Genomic DNA, 18296 nt, shown 5'->3' with positions numbered 1-18296 from the left:
AAAAAGAGGGAAAATATTAATAGCGTTGAATATGTAGAGAGACTTAATTCAATTTACAATATAACCGTAATTATTATTATTGGAAACGGAGGTGCCGCAAGTTGAGCAGCAATGACATCATCGTCAGTTTGGACATCGGTACATCCAAGGTTCGTGCTATTATTGGCGAGATGAATAATGGAGCCATTAATATTATTGGTGTTGGATCGGCCGATTCAGAGGGGATTCGCAAGGGAGCAATCGTCGATATTGACCAGACTGTGCAATCGATACGCAATGCGGTAGAGCATGCGGAGCGCATGGTCGGCATTCAAATATCTGATGTATACGTAGGTATTCAAGGCAATCATATTGCGTTGCAGACGAATCATGGCGTTGTTGCCGTATCCAACGAGGACCGGGAAATCGGTGAAGAAGATATTGAACGAGTATTGCAAGCCGCGAAAGTCGTTGCCCTTCCTCCAGAGAGGGAGATTATTAATCTCGTGCCGAAGCAGTATCTAGTAGACGGGCTGGAAGGCATATCGGACCCTAGAGGGATGATCGGGGTACGGCTGGAAGTGGAAGCGACGATTGTAACGGGAACGAAGACGGCCATACATAATCTGATGCGGTGCGTGGAAAAGGCGGGATTGCGCATTTCCGGCGTTATTTTGCTTTCGCTTGCTTCTGGAGTCATGTCTTTGACAAAAGACGAAAAAAGTATTGGCACGGTGCTCGTCGATATCGGCGCGGGCTCCACAACGATCGCCGTTTACGATCAAGGCGGTCTGGCAGCCATTTCGACTCTGCCGATCGGAGGAGAATTCGTTACGAACGATATCGCTTATGGTCTCAGGACGCAGAGCGATCAAGCAGAGAAGTTTAAGCTGAAATACGGCTGCGCTAACGTGGCAGACGCTGCGGAGGACGTGAAGTTTAAAGTGACTCGCATGGGAAGCAACCTGGAGAAGGAGTTTTCCCAAAAGGATTTGTCTAGCATTATCGAGCCTCGCATGCAAGAAATCTTCCAGCTCATTAGACAAGAGGTTCGCCGGCTTGGCTATGGAGAAAAAGTGAACGGTTACGTGCTGACCGGCGGGGCAGTCGCTTTGCCGGGCACTCTCAACCTTGCTCAATTGGAGCTGGAGGCATCGGTTCGCATTGCGTTGCCGGATTATATCGGCGTGAAGGATGCGGCCTATAGCAGCGGAGTAGGCATGATTCAATATGTGTCGAAATATATGGGTGTACGAGGCGCTGGCGCCGTCAAGAAGACGTCAAGCCGCAAAGCGGGTCCCGCAGCTACATCTTCTAAACCCGGTATGTTCGAACGGATTAAAAATATGTTTAACGAATTTATTTGACTGGGGGACAATGAGAGATGTTGGAATTCGACTTGGAGCTTGAACAGCTTGCACAAATAAAAGTAATTGGCGTTGGCGGCGGCGGCAGCAATGCCGTCAACCGAATGATTGAAAATGGCGTTAAAGGTGTGGAATTTATTACGGTAAATACGGATGCTCAAGCGCTGCATCTGGCAAAGTCCGAGCATAAGCTCCAAATTGGGGACAAGCTTACGCGGGGTCTTGGCGCTGGCGCTAATCCGGACGTAGGAAACAAAGCCGCAGAGGAGTCGCGCGAGCTGATTTCGAACCAGCTTAAAGGCTCCGATATGGTATTCGTGACGGCCGGCATGGGCGGCGGCACAGGAACGGGAGCGGCTCCGGTCATTGCCGAAATCGCCCGCGAATGCGGCGCGCTTACGGTCGGTGTTGTAACGCGTCCGTTCACGTTCGAGGGACGCAAGCGTTCCGGTCAAGCAGAGCAAGGCATTGAAGCCTTGAAAGAAAAAGTCGACACGCTGATCGTCATTCCGAACGACCGTTTGCTTGAAATCGTCGACAAAAAGACGCCGATGCTGGAAGCGTTCCGCGAAGCGGACAACGTTCTCAGACAAGCGGTTCAAGGCATTTCCGACCTGATTGCGGTACCCGGTCTAATCAACCTTGACTTTGCCGACGTCAAAACGATCATGACGGAGCGCGGCTCCGCCTTGATGGGAATCGGTATTGCTGCAGGCGAGAACCGTGCGGCAGAAGCGGCTCGCAAAGCGATTATGAGCCCGTTGCTTGAAACGTCGATCGACGGCGCTCGCGGCGTTATTATGAACATTACAGGCGGCAGCAATTTGTCGCTCTATGAAGTGAACGAAGCGGCGGAAATCGTCATTTCCGCGTCCGACCCTGATGTAAACATGATTTTCGGCGCTATTATCGACGAAGATTTGAAAGATGAAATCAAAGTAACGGTTATCGCTACCGGTTTTGAGTCCAAGGCATCCGCTCAACAGAACGCTGCCCGCAGAGTTGCTCCGCAAGGCGCAGAGCAAAGCGAAACAAAAGCGGCACCGAACCCATCGAGCGTAAAACCTTTTGGATCGGGCACATCAAGCGATCAACTTGAAATTCCTGCCTTTTTGCGCAAGCAGCCTCGCGATCGTTAATACGATACATTTGCAATAAACGAGAAAAAACGCCCCTTCGGCATAGCTGAAGGGGCGTTTTTTGTATGGAAAGTCGACAAAAAAAGATGGCTGAACCCGTCATGAATAGACAGACTTTGAAATAGGATTAACATATACTGGTGGCATGACGGTATATATCGATATATTGTTTCTCCGGGAGCTGCTGGTAGACGGTGCCGTTTTGCTGACGACGGCATGGGTTCGGCATTACAAACCGAATCCGTGGCGAATACTTGCCGCATCAGCGTTCGGCGCTTGTTATGTTGTACTTATGCTTTTTCCGGGTTTATCATTCCTCTTTACGCTGGCCGTCAAGGTATTGTTTTCCTTGATCATGGTGTGGATCGCTTTCGGCTTTGCCTCCTTGCAGCATTTTATCCGAAATATAGCGGCCTTTTATTCCGTCAATTTTGTAGCGGCCGGCGCTGTACTGGGACTCTATTACTTATTTATGCAAGGCTCGGGCGAGGTGTGGAAATCGATTACGTTTGCAAATGGCAGCGTGAATGCGGAATTGAAGCTAGGCCTCTTTTATTTTGCTGCCGCCTTTTGTATCGGACTCTATGTGTACAAGGCGGTTTTGAGGGGGAAAAGAGAGAAGGAGCTGGTGCGTACCCATTTGGCTGAAGTAAAAGTAGTCATCGGAGGACAGTCATTTGCTTGCACAGGACTTATCGATACCGGCAATCAACTCTACGATCCGCTCACCCGAACGCCGGTTATGGTTATGGAAGCGTCGAAGTGGGAGGAAGATTTGCCTGAAGCCTGGCTCAAATCCATTCGCGAAGGCGGGGCCGATCGGCTCGTAGCCGGAATGGATGTTGAAACGTTTAAATGGCAAGACCGTTTGCGCCTTGTCCCTTATCGAGGGGTGAACAGAGGCTCGCAATTTATGCTCGCGCTCAAGCCGGATTCCGTTGAAGTGACGCGGGAAGGACAAGTATTTGAAACAAGCAGGGTGCTAATTGGATTAGACGGCGGCAAGCTTTCGTTAGATGGAGCTTACCAAGCCATTATCCATCCGGCAATGGTACAAACATAACCGGTTATCGCACACTTCACTCGGGGAGGGATGGGTCACATGCTCGTCAAGTATAAACTGATTTTGCATTTATACTACTATCGGATTTTGTTTTTATTCGGCCTAAAAAGCGAAGAAATCTATTATATCGGCGGAAGCGAGGCTTTGCCTCCCCCTTTGACGCGCGAGGAAGAAGAATATTTGCTCGAGAAGCTGCCATCCGGGGACACCGCGATTCGCGCGATGCTCATCGAAAGAAATTTGCGGCTTGTCGTCTATATCGCCAGAAAGTTTGAAAATACCGGCATTCATATTGAGGACTTGGTTTCGATCGGAGCGATCGGGCTAATCAAAGCTGTCAATACATTCGATCCTGAGAAAAAAATAAAGCTGGCCACTTATGCTTCCCGCTGTATCGAAAACGAAATTTTGATGTATTTGCGGCGGAACAGCAAGACGAGGACGGAAGTTTCGTTCGACGAGCCGCTGAATATTGATTGGGACGGCAACGAGCTTTTATTGTCGGACGTGCTTGGGACGGAAAACGATACGATTTATCGAAATATAGAGGAGCAAGTGGACCGCAAGCTGCTCCACAAGGCGCTCGACAAGCTGTCCGAACGCGAAAGAATTATTATGGAGCTTCGCTTTGGACTGGCGGACGGCGAGGAAAAAACACAAAAGGATGTTGCCGATATGCTGGGCATTTCACAATCCTATATTTCGCGGCTGGAGAAACGAATTATTAAGCGGCTGCGCAAGGAATTCAACAAAATGGTTTAACGTTAAGGGACGCGCGGCGTCCCTTTTTCATTTTTCCTGGACATGTCAGACGAGGAATAAAAAGAGGGTCCGGGGAGATAATGAACATTAATGTTTCTCCTTGGGAGGTAATCACGATGACCCGAAATAAAGTCGAGATTTGTGGAGTGGATACCGCGAAACTGCCCGTATTGACTAATGTCGAGATGCGCGAGCTATTTACGGCGTTGCAAACCCGGAACGAGTGGGCAGCAAGGGAAAAATTAGTGAACGGCAATTTGCGGCTCGTTCTCAGCGTTATTCAGCGGTTTAACAATAGGGGAGAGTTTGTGGACGATCTGTTTCAGGTTGGCTGCATTGGACTTATGAAGGCGATCGATAATTTCGACCTTAGTCAAAACGTTAAGTTTTCCACCTATGCCGTGCCGATGATCATTGGGGAGATTAGGCGTTACTTGCGCGACAACAACCCCATCAGAGTGTCCCGCAGCTTGAGGGACATAGCGTACAAAGCGCTTCAAGTTCGCGACAGTCTCACCAACAAAAATTCTCGGGAGCCCACAATTTTCGAAATTTCCGAAGCTTTGAACGTTCCTAAAGAAGATGTCGTATTTGCACTTGACGCTATTCAGGATCCCGTGTCTCTTTTTGAGCCGATTTACCATGATGGAGGCGATCCGATCTATGTCATGGACCAAATTAGCGACGACCGCAATAAAGACGTATCCTGGATTGAGGAAATTGCCCTGCGCGAAGCGATGCATAAGCTGAACGACAGGGAAAAGATGATTCTCTCCATGCGCTTTTTTGAAGGCAAAACGCAAATGGAGGTTGCCGACGAAATCGGTATCTCGCAGGCACAAGTATCCAGGCTGGAGAAATCGGCTATTCAACAAATGCAAAAACACGTCAAAACATAAAAAACGGAGGGGCGGCTTAAGCCTCTCCGTTTTTTGATGCCGGGGGCATTGGAGCGGGCAGCGAATTTTTAAAGAGGGGGACATATTGGGCATTTGTCTCATATACATAAAAGAAAGGCAGTCGGTCAACAATCCCCCGGAAACGTGGTGAGAAGGCATGAAAATATCCGATTTCCAGTCCAAAGATGTGATCAACATTGTAGACGGGAAAAAGCTGGGCCATATTAGCGATCTGGAGCTTGATCTTCGTCAAGGAAGAATCGATTCCATTGTAGTGCCGCAGTTTACAAAAATGTTTGGTTTGTTCGGCAGCAACGGTGGGGAAATGGTTATTCCTTGGCGCAATATCGTCAAAATAGGGGCGGATGTTGTGCTTGTGCGCATGGATGAGGCAAAAGCGCTGCGGGGCGAAGAGGAAGATTTGCACGCCCGGGCATAAGCGGGTAAACTTGAGCATAGGCAGGTAAAGGATGCTTAAGCAGCGGTCGTGCAAAACCTCCGCTTATTATTCATGGGGTGATCGTATGGAGCCATTTGTTCAGGCTAGAGAAATAGAGAATCGGAATGAGGCGGAGACACCTTCGCTTTTTTTGTTGTCGGAATGGATGGACGGCGATAGAGGGTTGGCGGCCGGTTTTTCCGGCCGTGGAGGCGGAGTGAGTTCCGCTCCATGGAACAGCCTCAATATAGGGCTTCACGTGGGCGATTCGCCAGTGGATGCAGTAGAGAACCGGAGACGGCTGGCAGAAGCGATTGGTTGGCCGTTTGAAGCTTGGACATGCGCAGAACAGGTTCACGGCACCCTCGTTGCGGAAGTAAAGGCTGAGGATCGGGGACGGGGCAGGATCGAGCAGTCGGATGCGCTTGCGGGCTGCGATGCGATTATGACTAATGTTCCCGGCTTATTGCTAGCCTCTTTTTATGCGGATTGTGTGCCGCTTTATTTTTATGAGCCCCAATTAGGCGCGGTTGCGCTTGCTCACGCCGGCTGGAAGGGAACGGTAGGGGAAATTGCGGCCAAGACAGTGGAAGCAATGGGGAAGGCCTATGGAGCGGCTCCCGAATCGATCCAAGCGGCGATTGGTCCGTCTATCGGGGGATGCTGCTACGAAGTGTATGGCCCCGTCGTAGAGGAGATTGAACGGCTGCTCGTAAAACTTAAGCTGGATCAGACTTTCGCAGAGTCATGCCTTCAGCGGAATGAAAACGGCAAAGCTTTTGTCAACTTGAAAGAAATAAACCGACAGATTATGATAAAAGCAGGAATTTTGCCGAGCCGTATCGAAATAACCAATTGGTGCACCGGCTGCCGGACGGATTTGTTCTTCTCGCATCGGCTTGAAGGAGGCAAAACCGGAAGAATGGCCAGCTGGATCGGGATTCGGGAAAGGTGATTGGAAGTTATGTCTATGCAGGAAAGAATAAACGAAGTGCAGCGTAGAATCGCGGCGGCATGCGAGCGTTCGGGCCGTTCCCGGGACGAAGTGAACATTATCGCTGTTACAAAATATGTATCGCTTGATACGGCCGTATCCGCTTATGAGCATGGGCTCCGCCATCTGGGCGAAAACCGTTGGCAGGATGCGCAGCAGAAGTGGCATGCGCTGAGCGGGGAAGGCCGTGAACATGCGGAGCATGAAGGGCCAATTTGGCACTTTATCGGTTCGCTTCAAACGAATAAGGTAAAGGATGTTGTAGGGAGGTTCGCCTACATCCACTCGTTGGACAGGCTAACGCTCGCGGAGGCTATACATAAGCGGGCTTCCGGGCTCGGCATAACAGTTCCTTGCTTTATTCAAGTAAACGTATCGGGCGAATCTTCAAAGCAAGGTCTCGCGGCTGATGAGCTTCCTGCTTTTTTGGAGCAGTTGCAGCAGTACCCGTCCTTGCAGGCCATCGGACTGATGACCATGGCGCCCTACGAGGCGGAGCCCGAGGATACAAGGGAAGTATTTCGAGCGCTGCGACATCTAAGGGACGAATTGCGCCAGTCTTCGCCGCATGGCAGCCTCTTGGAGCACTTGTCCATGGGCATGTCCAATGACTTTGAGGTTGCGATTGAAGAAGGTGCGACTTGGATTCGCTTAGGCACTACACTAGTCGGGAAAGAGGAGGAATGAGGCATGAGCGTCATGAACCGGATCATTAATTTTTTTGGATTGCAGGAGGAAGAAGAAGTTGTTGAGCGCGAGCGGGTGAGCCAAATCGAAGAGCAGGAACATGAAACCTCGCCGTTTGAGACACGTAGAAACTTAAAGCAACAACAAGCCGTCAGCGGCAGCAACGTCGTAAGCATCCACTCCCAAAAAAATGTACGGGTCGTGCTGAGCGAGCCCCGTTCCTATGACGAAGCGCAGGAAATTGCGGATCATTTGCGTTCCCGCCGCGCCATTGTCGTCAATTTGCAGCGCGTCCGCAGCGATTTGGCGCTGCGCATTGTTGATTTCTTGAGCGGTACGGTGTACGCTTTAAACGGCAGCATCTCTAAACTGGGTCCTCATATATTTCTGTGCACGCCTGATTCGGTTGAAATTCAAGGTGCCATTACGGAAATGCTGGCGGAGGAGAACGATTACAACAAAATGAGGTGACCTTGAACTTGGAAGCAACTATTGTAAACATTGTATCAGACGTACTAAACATTTACAGCTATCTCATAATCGGATATGTGCTGTTGTCCTGGTTTCCTAATGCAAGGGAAAGCTTTATCGGACAATTTTTAGGCCGGGTAGTCGAGCCTTATATCGGGATATTCCGCAGATTTATTCCGCCGATTGGCGGAGTGCTCGATTTATCGCCAATCGTAGCCCTGATCGCTTTGCGTTTTATTGGGATCGGGTTGGAATCGGTTATTATATTTATACTGAACGGCTTAGGCGGTTAGGATATCCTTATGAAACAAGCTATGTACAACCACTTTCACCCCGAAGAAAAACCGTTTGTCGATCGGGTATTGGAATGGATAGATCGGTCCGCATTGCAGCATGAGCTGAAGCGGACCGATTTTTTGGACCCGAGACAAATTCAGATTTTGACGATTCTCGCAAACCGCAATCCCGATGTAGCTCTAAGAGTTGACGGAGGATACGAGAGAGCTGAGCGGAAACGCGCAATGATCGCCCCCGATTACCGCAGTCTGGACGATGAGGCTGCGGGCATTGTCGTGCTCGAAGCGAGAGCTGCGGGAACGTCCCATTTGGAGCTGGATCACGGCGATTTTTTGGGCGCTTTGCTTGGGCTTGGCATTAAACGGGACCGGATTGGCGATATTCATGTTCATGATTCTTTCGCACATATAATCGTTACGGATGAAATTGCCGATTATTTAAATATACATCTCCGGCAAGTGCATCGTTTGAATGTACTGACGGATGTGCTGCCGCTTTCCGGGCTTCAGATCACAGAGGTTAAGCTGGAAGAGATGAGCCTTATCGTAGCGTCGATGCGCCTGGACGGCATTGCAAGCGACGTCTACCGCATCAGCCGCTCCAAAATCGTCGATCCTATCCGTGCGGGCCGCTGCCGCATCAATTGGAAAACGGAGGAGAACCCTTCCGAGACGCTAAATGAAGGCGATATCGTCTCCATTAAGGGACTAGGGAGATTCAAAGTTTTGGAAGTGGACGGCGTGACAAAAAAAGGCAGAATTCGGGTAAAGGTCGGCAAATTTATTTAAAAGGTTGCAGGAAATGGCGCCGGACTGTCGAATCTCTTCACACAGACAGTGAGCGGTGGCGTTCGTGCAGCAAGCTTCCATCGTTTGCGCAAAAATCCAAACAGAAGCAGGAGGTGTTCCAATGCCGCTTACGCCATTGGACATACATAACAAGGAGTTTTCGCGAAGATTGCGCGGTTACGACGAGGATGAGGTTAACGAGTTTTTGGACCAAGTAATCAAGGATTATGAATCGCTCATCCGGGAAAACAAAGAGATTCAAAATCAAATGTTTGCGCTTCAGGAGAAGCTGAACCACTTTTCCAACATTGAGGAGACGCTGAGCAAGACGATTATCGTTGCGCAAGAAGCGGCCGACGAGGTGCGCAACAACGCCAAGAAGGAAGCACAGCTTATCATTAAAGAGGCGGAAAAAAATGCGGACCGCATCGTCAACGACTCCCTCAACAAATCCCGTAAAGTATCGCTCGAAGTCGAAGAGCTTAAAAAGCAAGCTTCTATTTATAGAGCTAGATTCCGGACGCTTGTGGAAGCGCAGCTGGAACTGCTGTCGCAGGACGGATGGGAGACGCTGGAGTCCAGCGCGCCGAGAGAAGCGGAGCGGGAACTGCTTCGCGGATAGATTTTGCGGCGGCAGAACAACGTTTGACACGGGCAGTCCTTTTGCGCTATAACTAAACTAATCAAAACGAATGAAATTCCTTGACGAGATCAAGTACGTTTCGCGTTCATTCCCCAGAGAGCCGGCGGTTGCTGCAAGCCCGGCGTATGAGCCGTTACGGAATATCCTCTCCGAGAAGAGGCGCCTAACCCGCTGCTTAGCGGTTTTAAGCGCCAACGGTCGTCCCCCGTTACCGGGAACTCGAATCAGGCTTTACCGATTCGTGACTAAGGTGCCGCAAGCGTCGCATTTGACGCTGCAGTCTTTTCCAAATGGAGGACTGGCGGAACAAGGGTGGTATCGCGAGTAAAACCTCGTCCCTTTTTGGGGACGGGGTTTATTTTTTTTATCGACATAAGGAGGCTAACACCATGCAACGCGTAGACGTTAAGGAACGTGCGCGCAGCCGTGAGCTGCGGGTGCTTCAGCAATGGAAGGAACAGGATACTTTTAAACAATCGATCGCAAACCGGGAAGGCAAACCTAATTTCGTATTTTACGAGGGGCCGCCTACGGCGAACGGAGCTCCGCATATCGGCCATGTACTCGGACGCGTAATTAAAGACTTTATTTGCCGCTACAAAACGATGTCGGGATACCGTGTTGTCCGTAAAGCGGGCTGGGATACGCACGGATTGCCGGTGGAGCTAGGCGTTGAGAAGCAGCTTGGCATTTCCGGCAAACAGGAAATCGAAAACTACGGCGTAGAGGCATTCGTAAAAAAATGCAAAGACAGCGTATTTGAATACGAAAAGCAGTGGCGTGAATTGACGGAAGCGATCGCTTATTGGACGGATCTCGACAACCCTTATATTACTTTGAAAAACGAGTACATCGAGAGCGTATGGCATATTTTGTCCACCATTCACAAAAAAGGGCTGCTTTACCGCGGTCACCGCGTAAGCCCGTATTGCCCTTGCTGCCAAACGACGCTTAGCTCGCATGAGGTTGCACAGGGCTATGAAGATGTGAAAGATTTGAGCGCAACGGCGAAATTTAAGCTAACGGATTCCGGCGAATATATTCTCGCGTGGACGACGACTCCTTGGACGCTGCCTGCGAACGTAGCTTTGGCTGTACATGCTGACCTCGATTACGTACGTGCTTCCAAAGACGGTGAAGTTTATATCGTCGCTCAGAACTTGGCTGAGAACGTGCTGAAGGAAAACTACGAAATTTTATCGACAGTTAAAGGTTCGGAGCTGGCCGGATTGTCCTATGAGCCGCCGTTCCGCTACGTGCCGATTGAAAAAGGGCATGTGGTCATTACCGGCGAATTTGTCAGCGATACTAGCGGTACAGGTATCGTTCATATCGCGCCTGCACATGGCGAAGACGACTACAAGGTAGCGCGTCAAAACGGAATCAGCATGCTGAGCGTCGTAAACAACGCCGGCCGTTATGTGGACGAAGTGACGGATTTGGCGGGACGTTTTGTAAAAGATTGCGACGTCGACATTGTGAAAATGCTCAGCGAAAAAGGACTGCTTTTCTCCAAAGAACGCTACGAGCACAGCTACCCGTTCTGCTGGCGTTGCAAATCGCCGCTTCTGTACTACGCGACAGAGAGCTGGTTTATTGAAACGACGGCGGTAAAAGATCAACTGATCGCGAACAACAGCGGCGTTGACTGGTATCCGGGACATATTCGCGAAGGCCGCTTCGGCAAGTTCCTTGAAGACCTAGTCGATTGGAACATCAGCCGCAACCGCTACTGGGGCACCCCGCTCAACGTTTGGGTTTGCGAAGCGACGGGACAGCAGTACGCGCCTGACAGCATCGCCGATTTGCGCGCCCGCGCAGTAGGCGAAGTGCCTGCCGATATCGAGCTGCATAAACCTTATGTCGACGACATTTTGCTAAAATCTCCATTTGCCGAGGGCGCTGTAATGAGACGTACGCCGGAAGTGATCGACGTATGGTTCGATAGCGGATCCATGCCGTTTGCTCAGCAGCATTACCCGTTCGGAGATGCAGCGCAGTTTGAGGAGCAGTATCCTGCGGATATTATTTGCGAAGGCATTGACCAAACGCGCGGCTGGTTTTTCAGCTTGCTCGCCGTTTCTACTCTGTATAACGGGAAAGCCCCGTATAAAGCCGTTATTTCGACGGGCCATATTTTGGATGAAAACGGGCAGAAGATGTCCAAGTCCAAAGGCAACGTTATCGATCCATGGGAAATTATTAACGAATACGGCACGGATGCGTTCCGCTGGGCGCTTCTGGCGGACAGCGCGCCATGGAACAGCAAGCGCTTCTCTCGCGGCATTGTAGGCGAAGCCAAATCGAAAGTAATCGATACGATTGTCAACACTCACGCTTTCTATGCCTTGTATGCGTCCATCGACGGCTACAAGCCGGAAGAGCATGCTGCGGCGAAGTCGGACAACAAGCTGGATCGCTGGATTTTATCCCGTCTGAACAGTTTGATCGGATCGGTTACAAAAGGATTGGATGCGAACGACTTCCTTAATCCGGCCAAATCGATTGAGCTGTTTGTCGACGAGCTGAGCAACTGGTATATCCGCCGCTCGCGCGACAGATTTTGGGGAAGCGGACTTACGGAGGACAAATTGGCGGCTTATGGAACGCTGCGTCAAGTGCTTCTGACGTTGTCCCGTCTCATCGCTCCTTACACGCCGCTGCTGGCCGACGATGTTTATGGCAACCTTGGCGGAGAAGGCAGCGTTCATCTCGTCGATTTCCCTGTCCAAGACGAATCGTTGATCGATTTGGAGCTGGAGCGCGATATGGAAAGCACCAAAGTGATCGTGGAGCTGGCCCGCAATGTGCGGAACGAGACGTCAATCAAAACGCGTCAGCCGCTTTCTGAGCTGATCGTGTCGCTTGACGGCAACTACCCGATTGACCAATATGAAGAGATTATTAAAGACGAAATCAATGTAAAAACGATTGTCGTTCAGCATTCGGACAGCGGATTCGTCGATTTTACATTAAAGCTGAATTTGAAAGTGGCAGGCAAAAAATACGGGAAGCAGGTCGGCCCGATTCAAGGCGCGCTTAAAGCGCTGACGGCGGAAGAGGCGCGTACGGTTGTAGTGGGCGGAAGCTTCGAATTCGCAACGGGCGAAGGGGAGACGCTGTCGATTAGCGTGGAAGAGCTGCTTGTCGAGAAACAAGCGAAATCCGGTTTCGCTTCTGCATCCGGAAGCGGGATGACGGTTGCTCTGAATACCGATATTACGCCGGATCTTGAGCAAGAGGGCTGGGTACGCGAAGTGATCCGCGCCGTTCAGGATACTCGCAAAAAGCTGGATTTGCCAATCGAAAAAAGAATCGATCTCGTGCTGGACGCGGATGCCGGGCTTAGAGCTGCGCTGGAGTCGTTTAGCAGCGTGCTGAGCGACAATGTTTTGCTGAATTCCGTTTCGTTCGAAACAGCAGAGGGTATGGATAGAGTAAAGCTGGGCGACAAGGAAATTGGCATTTTCATCAAAGGTTAAGGTTATAGTAAGGGAACAAGCGAAAGCGGCGAACGCCTAAGAGGGACAGCCGCTTGTTCACGAAAAAAGAAGCCCGCTTGTCCGCCTGGCTGGCGGGGCGGGCTTCTCTGCTTCGAACCGGAGGTGGCATCTATGACCAGAGACAAACGCAGCAAGGAGCCTCATACAAGCAACGGTGAGGGAAAAGATATGAACGAATTGACCCAATCGCTTGGTCTTTTGGACAAAAGATTGCAGCATATCGCCTCGGAGATGGAGAGGACGCATATCGCGGAATACGTCGATTTGCTCAACCGTCCCATTTCGCTCATTTGGCGCAATCTGCTTGCGGGAACAGCGAGAGGAGTCGGTATCGCAATCGGCTTCACCTTTTTTGCGGCGACGATTTTATACGTCCTGCAAATATTGGGGGCGCTCAACCTGCCCATTATTGGCGATTACATTGCGGATATCGTAAGAATCGTACAGATTCAGCTAGAAGGCAAAACATACTGATATTAGCGTCGCCTTGTCAGCGCTCGTCTTCTTCAAACTCCAAGCCGTGATCGCCTTCATCGCTGTGCATGTAGCGATTGTACTCGCGGTTTCGCACGACGGAAACATGCCGTCCCGTAATGTCGGTTGCGAGGAAGCTTTCCAGCGGCTCCACGTAACCGTCATTTTCAGTGGATTCGATCCCGATATGGTCGTAATCGGCCACATTCGGATTTTCAGACATGGCGGGGGAGTCGGAGTTGCCCCATTGCTCTACAATTTGCCAAGCATCCTCCCCGTCAAAGCCGGCGCCATCCTCACGCTCGTCAAGACTTGTCCGGCCGAACGGAGGCTGCATGAAGTTTTCTTCGATTGGCCTGCGCTCTGATACGATATTTCGCGGAGCATGGTCAATGCAATAAAGGGCATCGGGTACGGCATCCAGCCTCTCGTAAGGAATTGGTTTGCCGCATTCCGCGCAAACGCCGTAAGAGCCGGTTTCTATGGCGGTTAAAGCGGCTTCGATACGAAGCAGATGAAGCTCTTCCTGCTCCAGCAGCGAAATGTCTTTTTCCCGCTCATACAGCTCCGAGGCCGTATCGCCTGGATGATTGTCGATTGGAGAAAGCTCTCCGGTTTCATCGCGTAAGGAATCGCCTTTGCCGTAATGCTCGTTTTGAAGCAATCTCAATCGGATATCTAGATGTTCCTCAAGCAGCCTTGTCCGAAGCAAGGCGAGCTGGGGTCCTGTGGGAGATGTCATCGCTTAATAGCACCGTCCTTTGCAGCTTAACATGAATGCACCATTATCTTTTGCAAAAGCGGCTTTTTTCAATATGGACATGGATGGGAAAGGGACTCTTAAAATCGGCACTTTCCCCGTTGCCTAGGAACTGGTTCTAGAATCGGTCATATGCTACACTAGTTGAAGCGGACGGCGCTATGGCCGTTTTGCAGAACGTTTACATTTTGGGAGTGATCAGATCAGATGCGTCATTACTTTTATTACCTCATTTCTGTCTTGGTTCTCGTCATCGACTATGTCACCAAAAAGCTCGTAGCGACGAAGATGGAACTGTACGACGAATTTAGCGTCATTGGAAATTTCTTCTTGATTACTTCGCACCGCAACCGAGGGGCGGCATTTGGAATACTGCAAGAACAGCGGACATTTTTTATCATTATTACAGTCGTCATTGTGTCCGGACTTATTTGGTACATACAGGCCTCTAGAAAAACGGCCAAGCCGGGTTTAATTATCGGGCTTACCCTTGTACTTGGCGGAGCGATCGGCAACTTTATCGACCGTGTCCGTTTTGGCGAAGTTGTCGACTTTTTCAAATTCAATTTCGGCAGCTATACGTTCCCGATTTTCAACATAGCCGATGCAGCGATTGTATGCGGCGTAGCGCTTATTTTACTGGACACGTTTATGGCGGTAAGAGAAGAAAAGAGAACCCTCGCGGAAGGCGGGGACAAGGAGCAGGACAAGCATGAGCAATCAAACGCATGAGGAAACAAATGAAACAAATGAATACGAATGGGTCGCGACTTCCGCGGAGGCGGGAGACCGGATCGATAAATATATAGTGGAGCAAATGGACGAGGCGGGTGTATCCCGGACTCAGGTACAGGAATGGATTAAAGGCGGAGCCGCTTTGGTTAACGGCAAGGCGGTCAAAGCCAACTATAAACTATACGAAAACGATGCGGTGTCGCTTATCGTGCCGGATGCCGAAGATGCGAATATTACACCGGAAAACATTCCTTTAGAAATCGTTTATGAGGATTCGGACGTCATTGTTATAAACAAGCCGCGCGGCATGGTCGTTCATCCGGCACCGGGGCATTCTTCCGGTACGGTGGTCAATGCGCTCATGTATCATTGCAAGGATCTTTCCGGCATTAACGGCATGGTTCGTCCCGGCATTGTCCATCGTATCGACAAGGATACGACGGGGCTATTGATGGCCGCCAAAAACGATTTGGCGCATGTATCGCTTGCGGAACAGCTTAAAGAGCATACAGTGACCCGTAAATATATTGCGCTTGTCCATGGCAACGTTCCGCATGATCATGGAACGATTGAAGCACCGATCGGCCGGGATTCGTCCGACCGAAAGCTGTTTACTGTCACTGACCACAACAGCAAAGAAGCGGTGACTCATTTCATCGTACAAGAGAGGCTAAACGATTATACGGTGCTTGAACTGCAGCTGGAAACCGGAAGGACGCATCAAATCCGCGTTCATATGAAATATATCGGCTATCCGCTTGCGGGAGATCCCGTTTACGGAAGAAACAAGACGGTTGCGCTGAACGGTCAAGCGCTGCATGCCGCCGTTCTTGGGCTTACGCATCCCCGCACGGGGGAAAGACTGCTGTTTGAAGCGCCTCTTCCAGCCGATATGGAGCATGTGCTCAACAGCTTGCGGCTGAGATAATCCATTAAGCGCAAGTTGGAATCATTGCGGAAGACGGGAAATAAGTGCAAACTTTTGACGATATCCTGCATTATGTTGTCTTTAGAAGTAAGTTATTCTAGACCTAGACTAGGCTTAGACTAGCCTAATGATTTCATAGACAAGGATTGGTGAACCGTCATGACAGCCATTAATCAAAATTATTTGGAGCTGCAAGGCAGCTATTTATTTTCTGAAATTGCCAAACGCCGCACAACATTTATTCAAGAAAATCCAAACGCTGAAATTATTAGCCTTGGCATTGGCGACGTAACGCGCGGCTTGCCGGAAGCGGTTTTGAAAGCGATGCACCAAGCGGTTGACGAGTTGGCTCAGCCCGGCACATTCCGCGGTTACGGTCCGGAGCAAGGCTACGATTTCCTCATTCAAGCCATTATCGAAAATGATTACAAATCCCGCGGCATCGATATTGCTGTAAATGAAGTATTTGTTAGCGACGGCTCCAAATGCGACGTAGGCAATATTCAAGAAATTTTCAGCACGGACAGCATTGTAGCCGTACAGGATCCTGTTTATCCTGTTTATGTGGATACAAACGTAATGGCGGGCCGTTCCGGCAAATACAACTTGGATACGAAACGTTACGAAAATATCGTTTATTTGGAGTGTACGGCTGAAAACAACTTTAAGCCAAGCTTGCCGACGACAAAAGTGGATCTGATCTACTTGTGCTACCCGAACAATCCGACGGGCATGACGCTCACTAAAGATGAGCTTAAAGTGTGGGTGGATTATGCAAGAGAGAACAACTGCCTCATTTTGTTCGACTCCGCATACGAATCTTTCATTCAAGAAGGCGACGTGCCGCATAGCATCTATGAAGTGGAAGGCGCCAAGGAAGTGGCGATCGAGTTCCGCAGCTTTTCCAAAACGGCTGGCTTCACAGGCGTGCGCTGCGCATACACGGTCGTTCCGCGCGAGCTGAAAGGCCTTGACGCTGACGGCAACTCGGTCATCATCAACGATCTGTGGAACCGCCGCCACACGACGAAATTTAATGGCGTTTCGTATGTCACACAACGCGGCGCGGCAGCGATTTATTCCGCCGAGGGCAAAGAGCAAATCGCTTCGCTGGTTGAATATTACATGACGAATGCAGCGATTATCCGCGACGGACTTGCATCCATCGGCCTTGAAGTATACGGCGGCGTGAACGCTCCTTATATTTGGCTTAAGACGCCAAAGGGTATGGATTCCTGGAGCTTCTTCGACAAGCTTCTGTCGGAAGCGAACATTGTCGGCACGCCGGGCGTAGGTTTTGGCCAAAGCGGTCAAGGGTATTTCCGTCTGACTGCATTCGGAAGCCGTGAAAATACGGAAAAAGCAGTAGAGCGCATTCGCAAGCTAAGCCTGTAATACGGAGCATAAGCTTGACATTCGCTTATATTTCCCAGCGCTACTTTTGCATAGCATTTTGGAATAAACGAACACTATGGGTTAGCAAAGGGCAATTGCGCTCTTGACTTCTTTAGCCTTACGTGGGATAATTCCAATGATACAGAGCAGTACCTTTAACTCAGTCCCGAGAGGCTGGCAAGGTAGCGTGAATTTAGGTCAATAAGTGGAATGGAAAAGGATCATTTTGTGTCTTCCTGCGGCTGGATAGCCGGTGGGCAAGATGGATGCTCCTGCTCTATTTCTGACTCGTCACAAACTCCTTGCGAACTCCGCAAGGAGTTTTTTTGTCGAGAAAGACGCAAGGAAGGCATCTGGAACTACAGGAACTGATCAAGCAAGCAGAGGAGAGGGCGGCTATGGCGGAGGAAGAGCGTCTGGTCATTATGGACGAGGCAGCGATACGCAGAGCGTTAACGCGCATTGCGCATGAAATCGTCGAAAGGAATAAAGGGATCGACGACTGTGTTATCGTCGGCATTCGGACAAGGGGCATTTATTTGGCCAATCGGGTGGCGGATCGAATTGCAGAAATCGAAGGGAAGCCAGTTCCGGTTAGAGAGCTGGACATTACGCAATATAGGGACGATCGTCTTGAAGCGTCGGCATCCACGATGGAAGCGTCGGCGGCGCTCGGTGAAACCGAAGGGATTCCTTACAATACGAAGGATAAAATCATTATTTTGTTCGACGATGTTCTCTACACAGGCCGAACGATCCGTGCCGCTATGGACGCGCTTATGGATTGCGGACGCCCGCGCAGCATTCAGCTTGCCGTGCTGGTGGACCGGGGCCATCGCGAGCTTCCGATCCGGCCGGACTTCATCGGCAAAAACGTTCCATCCTCCAAGCAGGAGCAAATACAGGTGTCCTTAAGCGAGATTGACCTAATCGATCAAGTTACCATTATTCATCAGAGGGGGCAAGCTTAAGA

The 18296-nt window shown here is 50.2% G+C and carries 19 protein-coding genes and 1 other annotated feature; of the genes, 18 read left to right on the top strand and 1 reads right to left on the bottom strand.

Features of this window, described 5'->3' with window-relative positions:
* Positions 1-101: 101 nt before the first annotated feature.
* The 14 genes from ftsA to ACFQZE_RS08480 all read left to right on the top strand — a co-directional run bounded on the left by ftsA (position 102) and on the right by ACFQZE_RS08480 (position 13505).
* Entirely contained in the window at positions 102-1346 is a 1245-nt protein-coding gene (gene ftsA / locus ACFQZE_RS08545; protein WP_379355779.1) for a cell division protein FtsA, read from the top strand.
* Positions 1347-1363: 17 nt separating this feature from the next.
* Entirely contained in the window at positions 1364-2485 is a 1122-nt protein-coding gene (ftsZ, locus tag ACFQZE_RS08540) for a cell division protein FtsZ (protein WP_379355777.1), read from the top strand.
* Positions 2486-2630: 145 nt separating this feature from the next.
* Entirely contained in the window at positions 2631-3548 is a 918-nt protein-coding gene (gene spoIIGA, locus ACFQZE_RS08535) for a sigma-E processing peptidase SpoIIGA (protein WP_379355775.1), read from the top strand.
* Positions 3549-3587: 39 nt separating this feature from the next.
* The gene (gene sigE / locus ACFQZE_RS08530; protein ID WP_340872878.1) at positions 3588-4310 is read left to right on the top strand and encodes an RNA polymerase sporulation sigma factor SigE; all 723 of its coding nucleotides are present in this window, start codon (positions 3588-3590) and stop codon (positions 4308-4310) included.
* 116 nt (positions 4311-4426) lie between these two features.
* A complete protein-coding gene (gene sigG, locus ACFQZE_RS08525; protein WP_087567858.1) occupies positions 4427-5209 on the top strand; it encodes an RNA polymerase sporulation sigma factor SigG in 783 nt (260 codons plus the stop codon).
* Between the two features lie 157 nt (positions 5210-5366).
* On the top strand, positions 5367-5648 hold the full coding sequence (locus ACFQZE_RS08520; RefSeq protein WP_379355772.1) for a YlmC/YmxH family sporulation protein: 282 nt from the start codon (positions 5367-5369) through the stop codon (positions 5646-5648).
* Positions 5649-5733: 85 nt separating this feature from the next.
* Entirely contained in the window at positions 5734-6603 is an 870-nt protein-coding gene (pgeF, locus tag ACFQZE_RS08515) for a peptidoglycan editing factor PgeF (protein WP_379355770.1), read from the top strand.
* A 9-nt stretch (positions 6604-6612) separates the two neighbouring features.
* Positions 6613-7329, top strand: coding sequence for a YggS family pyridoxal phosphate-dependent enzyme (locus tag ACFQZE_RS08510; protein ID WP_379355768.1), 717 nt, complete (start codon positions 6613-6615; stop codon positions 7327-7329).
* A 3-nt stretch (positions 7330-7332) separates the two neighbouring features.
* A complete protein-coding gene (locus tag ACFQZE_RS08505) occupies positions 7333-7800 on the top strand; it encodes a cell division protein SepF (protein ID WP_379355766.1) in 468 nt (155 codons plus the stop codon).
* A gap of 8 nt (positions 7801-7808) precedes the next feature.
* Positions 7809-8093 (top strand): YggT family protein, encoded by a 285-nt coding sequence (locus ACFQZE_RS08500; RefSeq protein WP_379355764.1) that lies wholly within the window; start codon positions 7809-7811, stop codon positions 8091-8093.
* 9 nt (positions 8094-8102) lie between these two features.
* Positions 8103-8885, top strand: a complete 783-nt coding sequence (locus ACFQZE_RS08495) for a YlmH family RNA-binding protein (RefSeq protein ID WP_379355762.1) — start codon at positions 8103-8105, stop codon at positions 8883-8885.
* Between the two features lie 121 nt (positions 8886-9006).
* Positions 9007-9507, top strand: a complete 501-nt coding sequence (locus ACFQZE_RS08490) for a DivIVA domain-containing protein (RefSeq protein ID WP_379355760.1) — start codon at positions 9007-9009, stop codon at positions 9505-9507.
* A 71-nt stretch (positions 9508-9578) separates the two neighbouring features.
* Positions 9579-9871: a binding site (T-box leader), on the top strand.
* 46 nt (positions 9872-9917) lie between these two features.
* Positions 9918-13010, top strand: coding sequence for an isoleucine--tRNA ligase (gene ileS / locus ACFQZE_RS08485; RefSeq protein ID WP_379355757.1), 3093 nt, complete (start codon positions 9918-9920; stop codon positions 13008-13010).
* A 189-nt stretch (positions 13011-13199) separates the two neighbouring features.
* Entirely contained in the window at positions 13200-13505 is a 306-nt protein-coding gene (locus ACFQZE_RS08480; RefSeq protein WP_379356984.1) for a DUF5665 domain-containing protein, read from the top strand.
* 16 nt (positions 13506-13521) lie between these two features.
* Here the strand turns inward: ACFQZE_RS08480 and ACFQZE_RS08475 are convergent, their stop codons facing one another.
* The gene (locus ACFQZE_RS08475; protein WP_379355755.1) at positions 13522-14247 is read right to left on the bottom strand and encodes a TraR/DksA C4-type zinc finger protein; all 726 of its coding nucleotides are present in this window, start codon (positions 14245-14247) and stop codon (positions 13522-13524) included.
* Positions 14248-14472: 225 nt separating this feature from the next.
* On the opposite strand from ACFQZE_RS08475, the gene lspA reads away from it, so the two are divergent.
* From lspA to pyrR, 4 genes are all read left to right on the top strand, one after another.
* Positions 14473-14997 (top strand): signal peptidase II, encoded by a 525-nt coding sequence (gene lspA, locus ACFQZE_RS08470; protein ID WP_379355753.1) that lies wholly within the window; start codon positions 14473-14475, stop codon positions 14995-14997.
* Entirely contained in the window at positions 14978-15928 is a 951-nt protein-coding gene (locus tag ACFQZE_RS08465; protein ID WP_379355751.1) for an RluA family pseudouridine synthase, read from the top strand. The genes lspA and ACFQZE_RS08465 overlap by 20 nt, the downstream gene beginning before the upstream one ends.
* A gap of 159 nt (positions 15929-16087) precedes the next feature.
* On the top strand, positions 16088-17323 hold the full coding sequence (locus tag ACFQZE_RS08460; RefSeq protein WP_379355749.1) for an LL-diaminopimelate aminotransferase: 1236 nt from the start codon (positions 16088-16090) through the stop codon (positions 17321-17323).
* 398 nt (positions 17324-17721) lie between these two features.
* On the top strand, positions 17722-18294 hold the full coding sequence (pyrR, locus tag ACFQZE_RS08455; protein WP_379356982.1) for a bifunctional pyr operon transcriptional regulator/uracil phosphoribosyltransferase PyrR: 573 nt from the start codon (positions 17722-17724) through the stop codon (positions 18292-18294).
* Positions 18295-18296: the final 2 nt, after the last annotated feature.

The organism is Paenibacillus sp. GCM10027627 (assembly GCF_042675505.1).
In the GTDB taxonomy this organism is placed as follows: domain Bacteria; phylum Bacillota; class Bacilli; order Paenibacillales; family Paenibacillaceae; genus Pristimantibacillus.
The sequence above is the reverse complement of the archived record's forward strand: the minus strand, read 5'-3'. Positions and strand labels throughout refer to the sequence as shown.

Bases quoted from the DNA above. Each gene is read 5' to 3' on its own strand.
- ftsZ (WP_379355777.1), top strand. From the start codon at position 1,364: ATGTTGGAATTCGACTTGGAGCTTGAACAGCTTGCACAAATAAAAGTA.
- spoIIGA (WP_379355775.1), top strand. From the start codon at position 2,631: ATGACGGTATATATCGATATATTGTTTCTCCGGGAGCTGCTGGTAGAC.
- sigE (WP_340872878.1), top strand. From the start codon at position 3,588: ATGCTCGTCAAGTATAAACTGATTTTGCATTTATACTACTATCGGATT.
- sigG (WP_087567858.1), top strand. From the start codon at position 4,427: ATGACCCGAAATAAAGTCGAGATTTGTGGAGTGGATACCGCGAAACTG.
- ACFQZE_RS08520 (WP_379355772.1), top strand. From the start codon at position 5,367: ATGAAAATATCCGATTTCCAGTCCAAAGATGTGATCAACATTGTAGAC.
- pgeF (WP_379355770.1), top strand. From the start codon at position 5,734: ATGGAGCCATTTGTTCAGGCTAGAGAAATAGAGAATCGGAATGAGGCG.
- ACFQZE_RS08510 (WP_379355768.1), top strand. From the start codon at position 6,613: ATGTCTATGCAGGAAAGAATAAACGAAGTGCAGCGTAGAATCGCGGCG.
- ACFQZE_RS08505 (WP_379355766.1), top strand. From the start codon at position 7,333: ATGAGCGTCATGAACCGGATCATTAATTTTTTTGGATTGCAGGAGGAA.
- ACFQZE_RS08495 (WP_379355762.1), top strand. From the start codon at position 8,103: ATGAAACAAGCTATGTACAACCACTTTCACCCCGAAGAAAAACCGTTT.
- ACFQZE_RS08490 (WP_379355760.1), top strand. From the start codon at position 9,007: ATGCCGCTTACGCCATTGGACATACATAACAAGGAGTTTTCGCGAAGA.
- ileS (WP_379355757.1), top strand. From the start codon at position 9,918: ATGCAACGCGTAGACGTTAAGGAACGTGCGCGCAGCCGTGAGCTGCGG.
- ACFQZE_RS08480 (WP_379356984.1), top strand. From the start codon at position 13,200: ATGAACGAATTGACCCAATCGCTTGGTCTTTTGGACAAAAGATTGCAG.
- ACFQZE_RS08475 (WP_379355755.1), bottom strand. From the start codon at position 14,247: ATGACATCTCCCACAGGACCCCAGCTCGCCTTGCTTCGGACAAGGCTG.
- lspA (WP_379355753.1), top strand. From the start codon at position 14,473: ATGCGTCATTACTTTTATTACCTCATTTCTGTCTTGGTTCTCGTCATC.
- ACFQZE_RS08465 (WP_379355751.1), top strand. From the start codon at position 14,978: ATGAGCAATCAAACGCATGAGGAAACAAATGAAACAAATGAATACGAA.
- ACFQZE_RS08460 (WP_379355749.1), top strand. From the start codon at position 16,088: ATGACAGCCATTAATCAAAATTATTTGGAGCTGCAAGGCAGCTATTTA.
- pyrR (WP_379356982.1), top strand. From the start codon at position 17,722: ATGGCGGAGGAAGAGCGTCTGGTCATTATGGACGAGGCAGCGATACGC.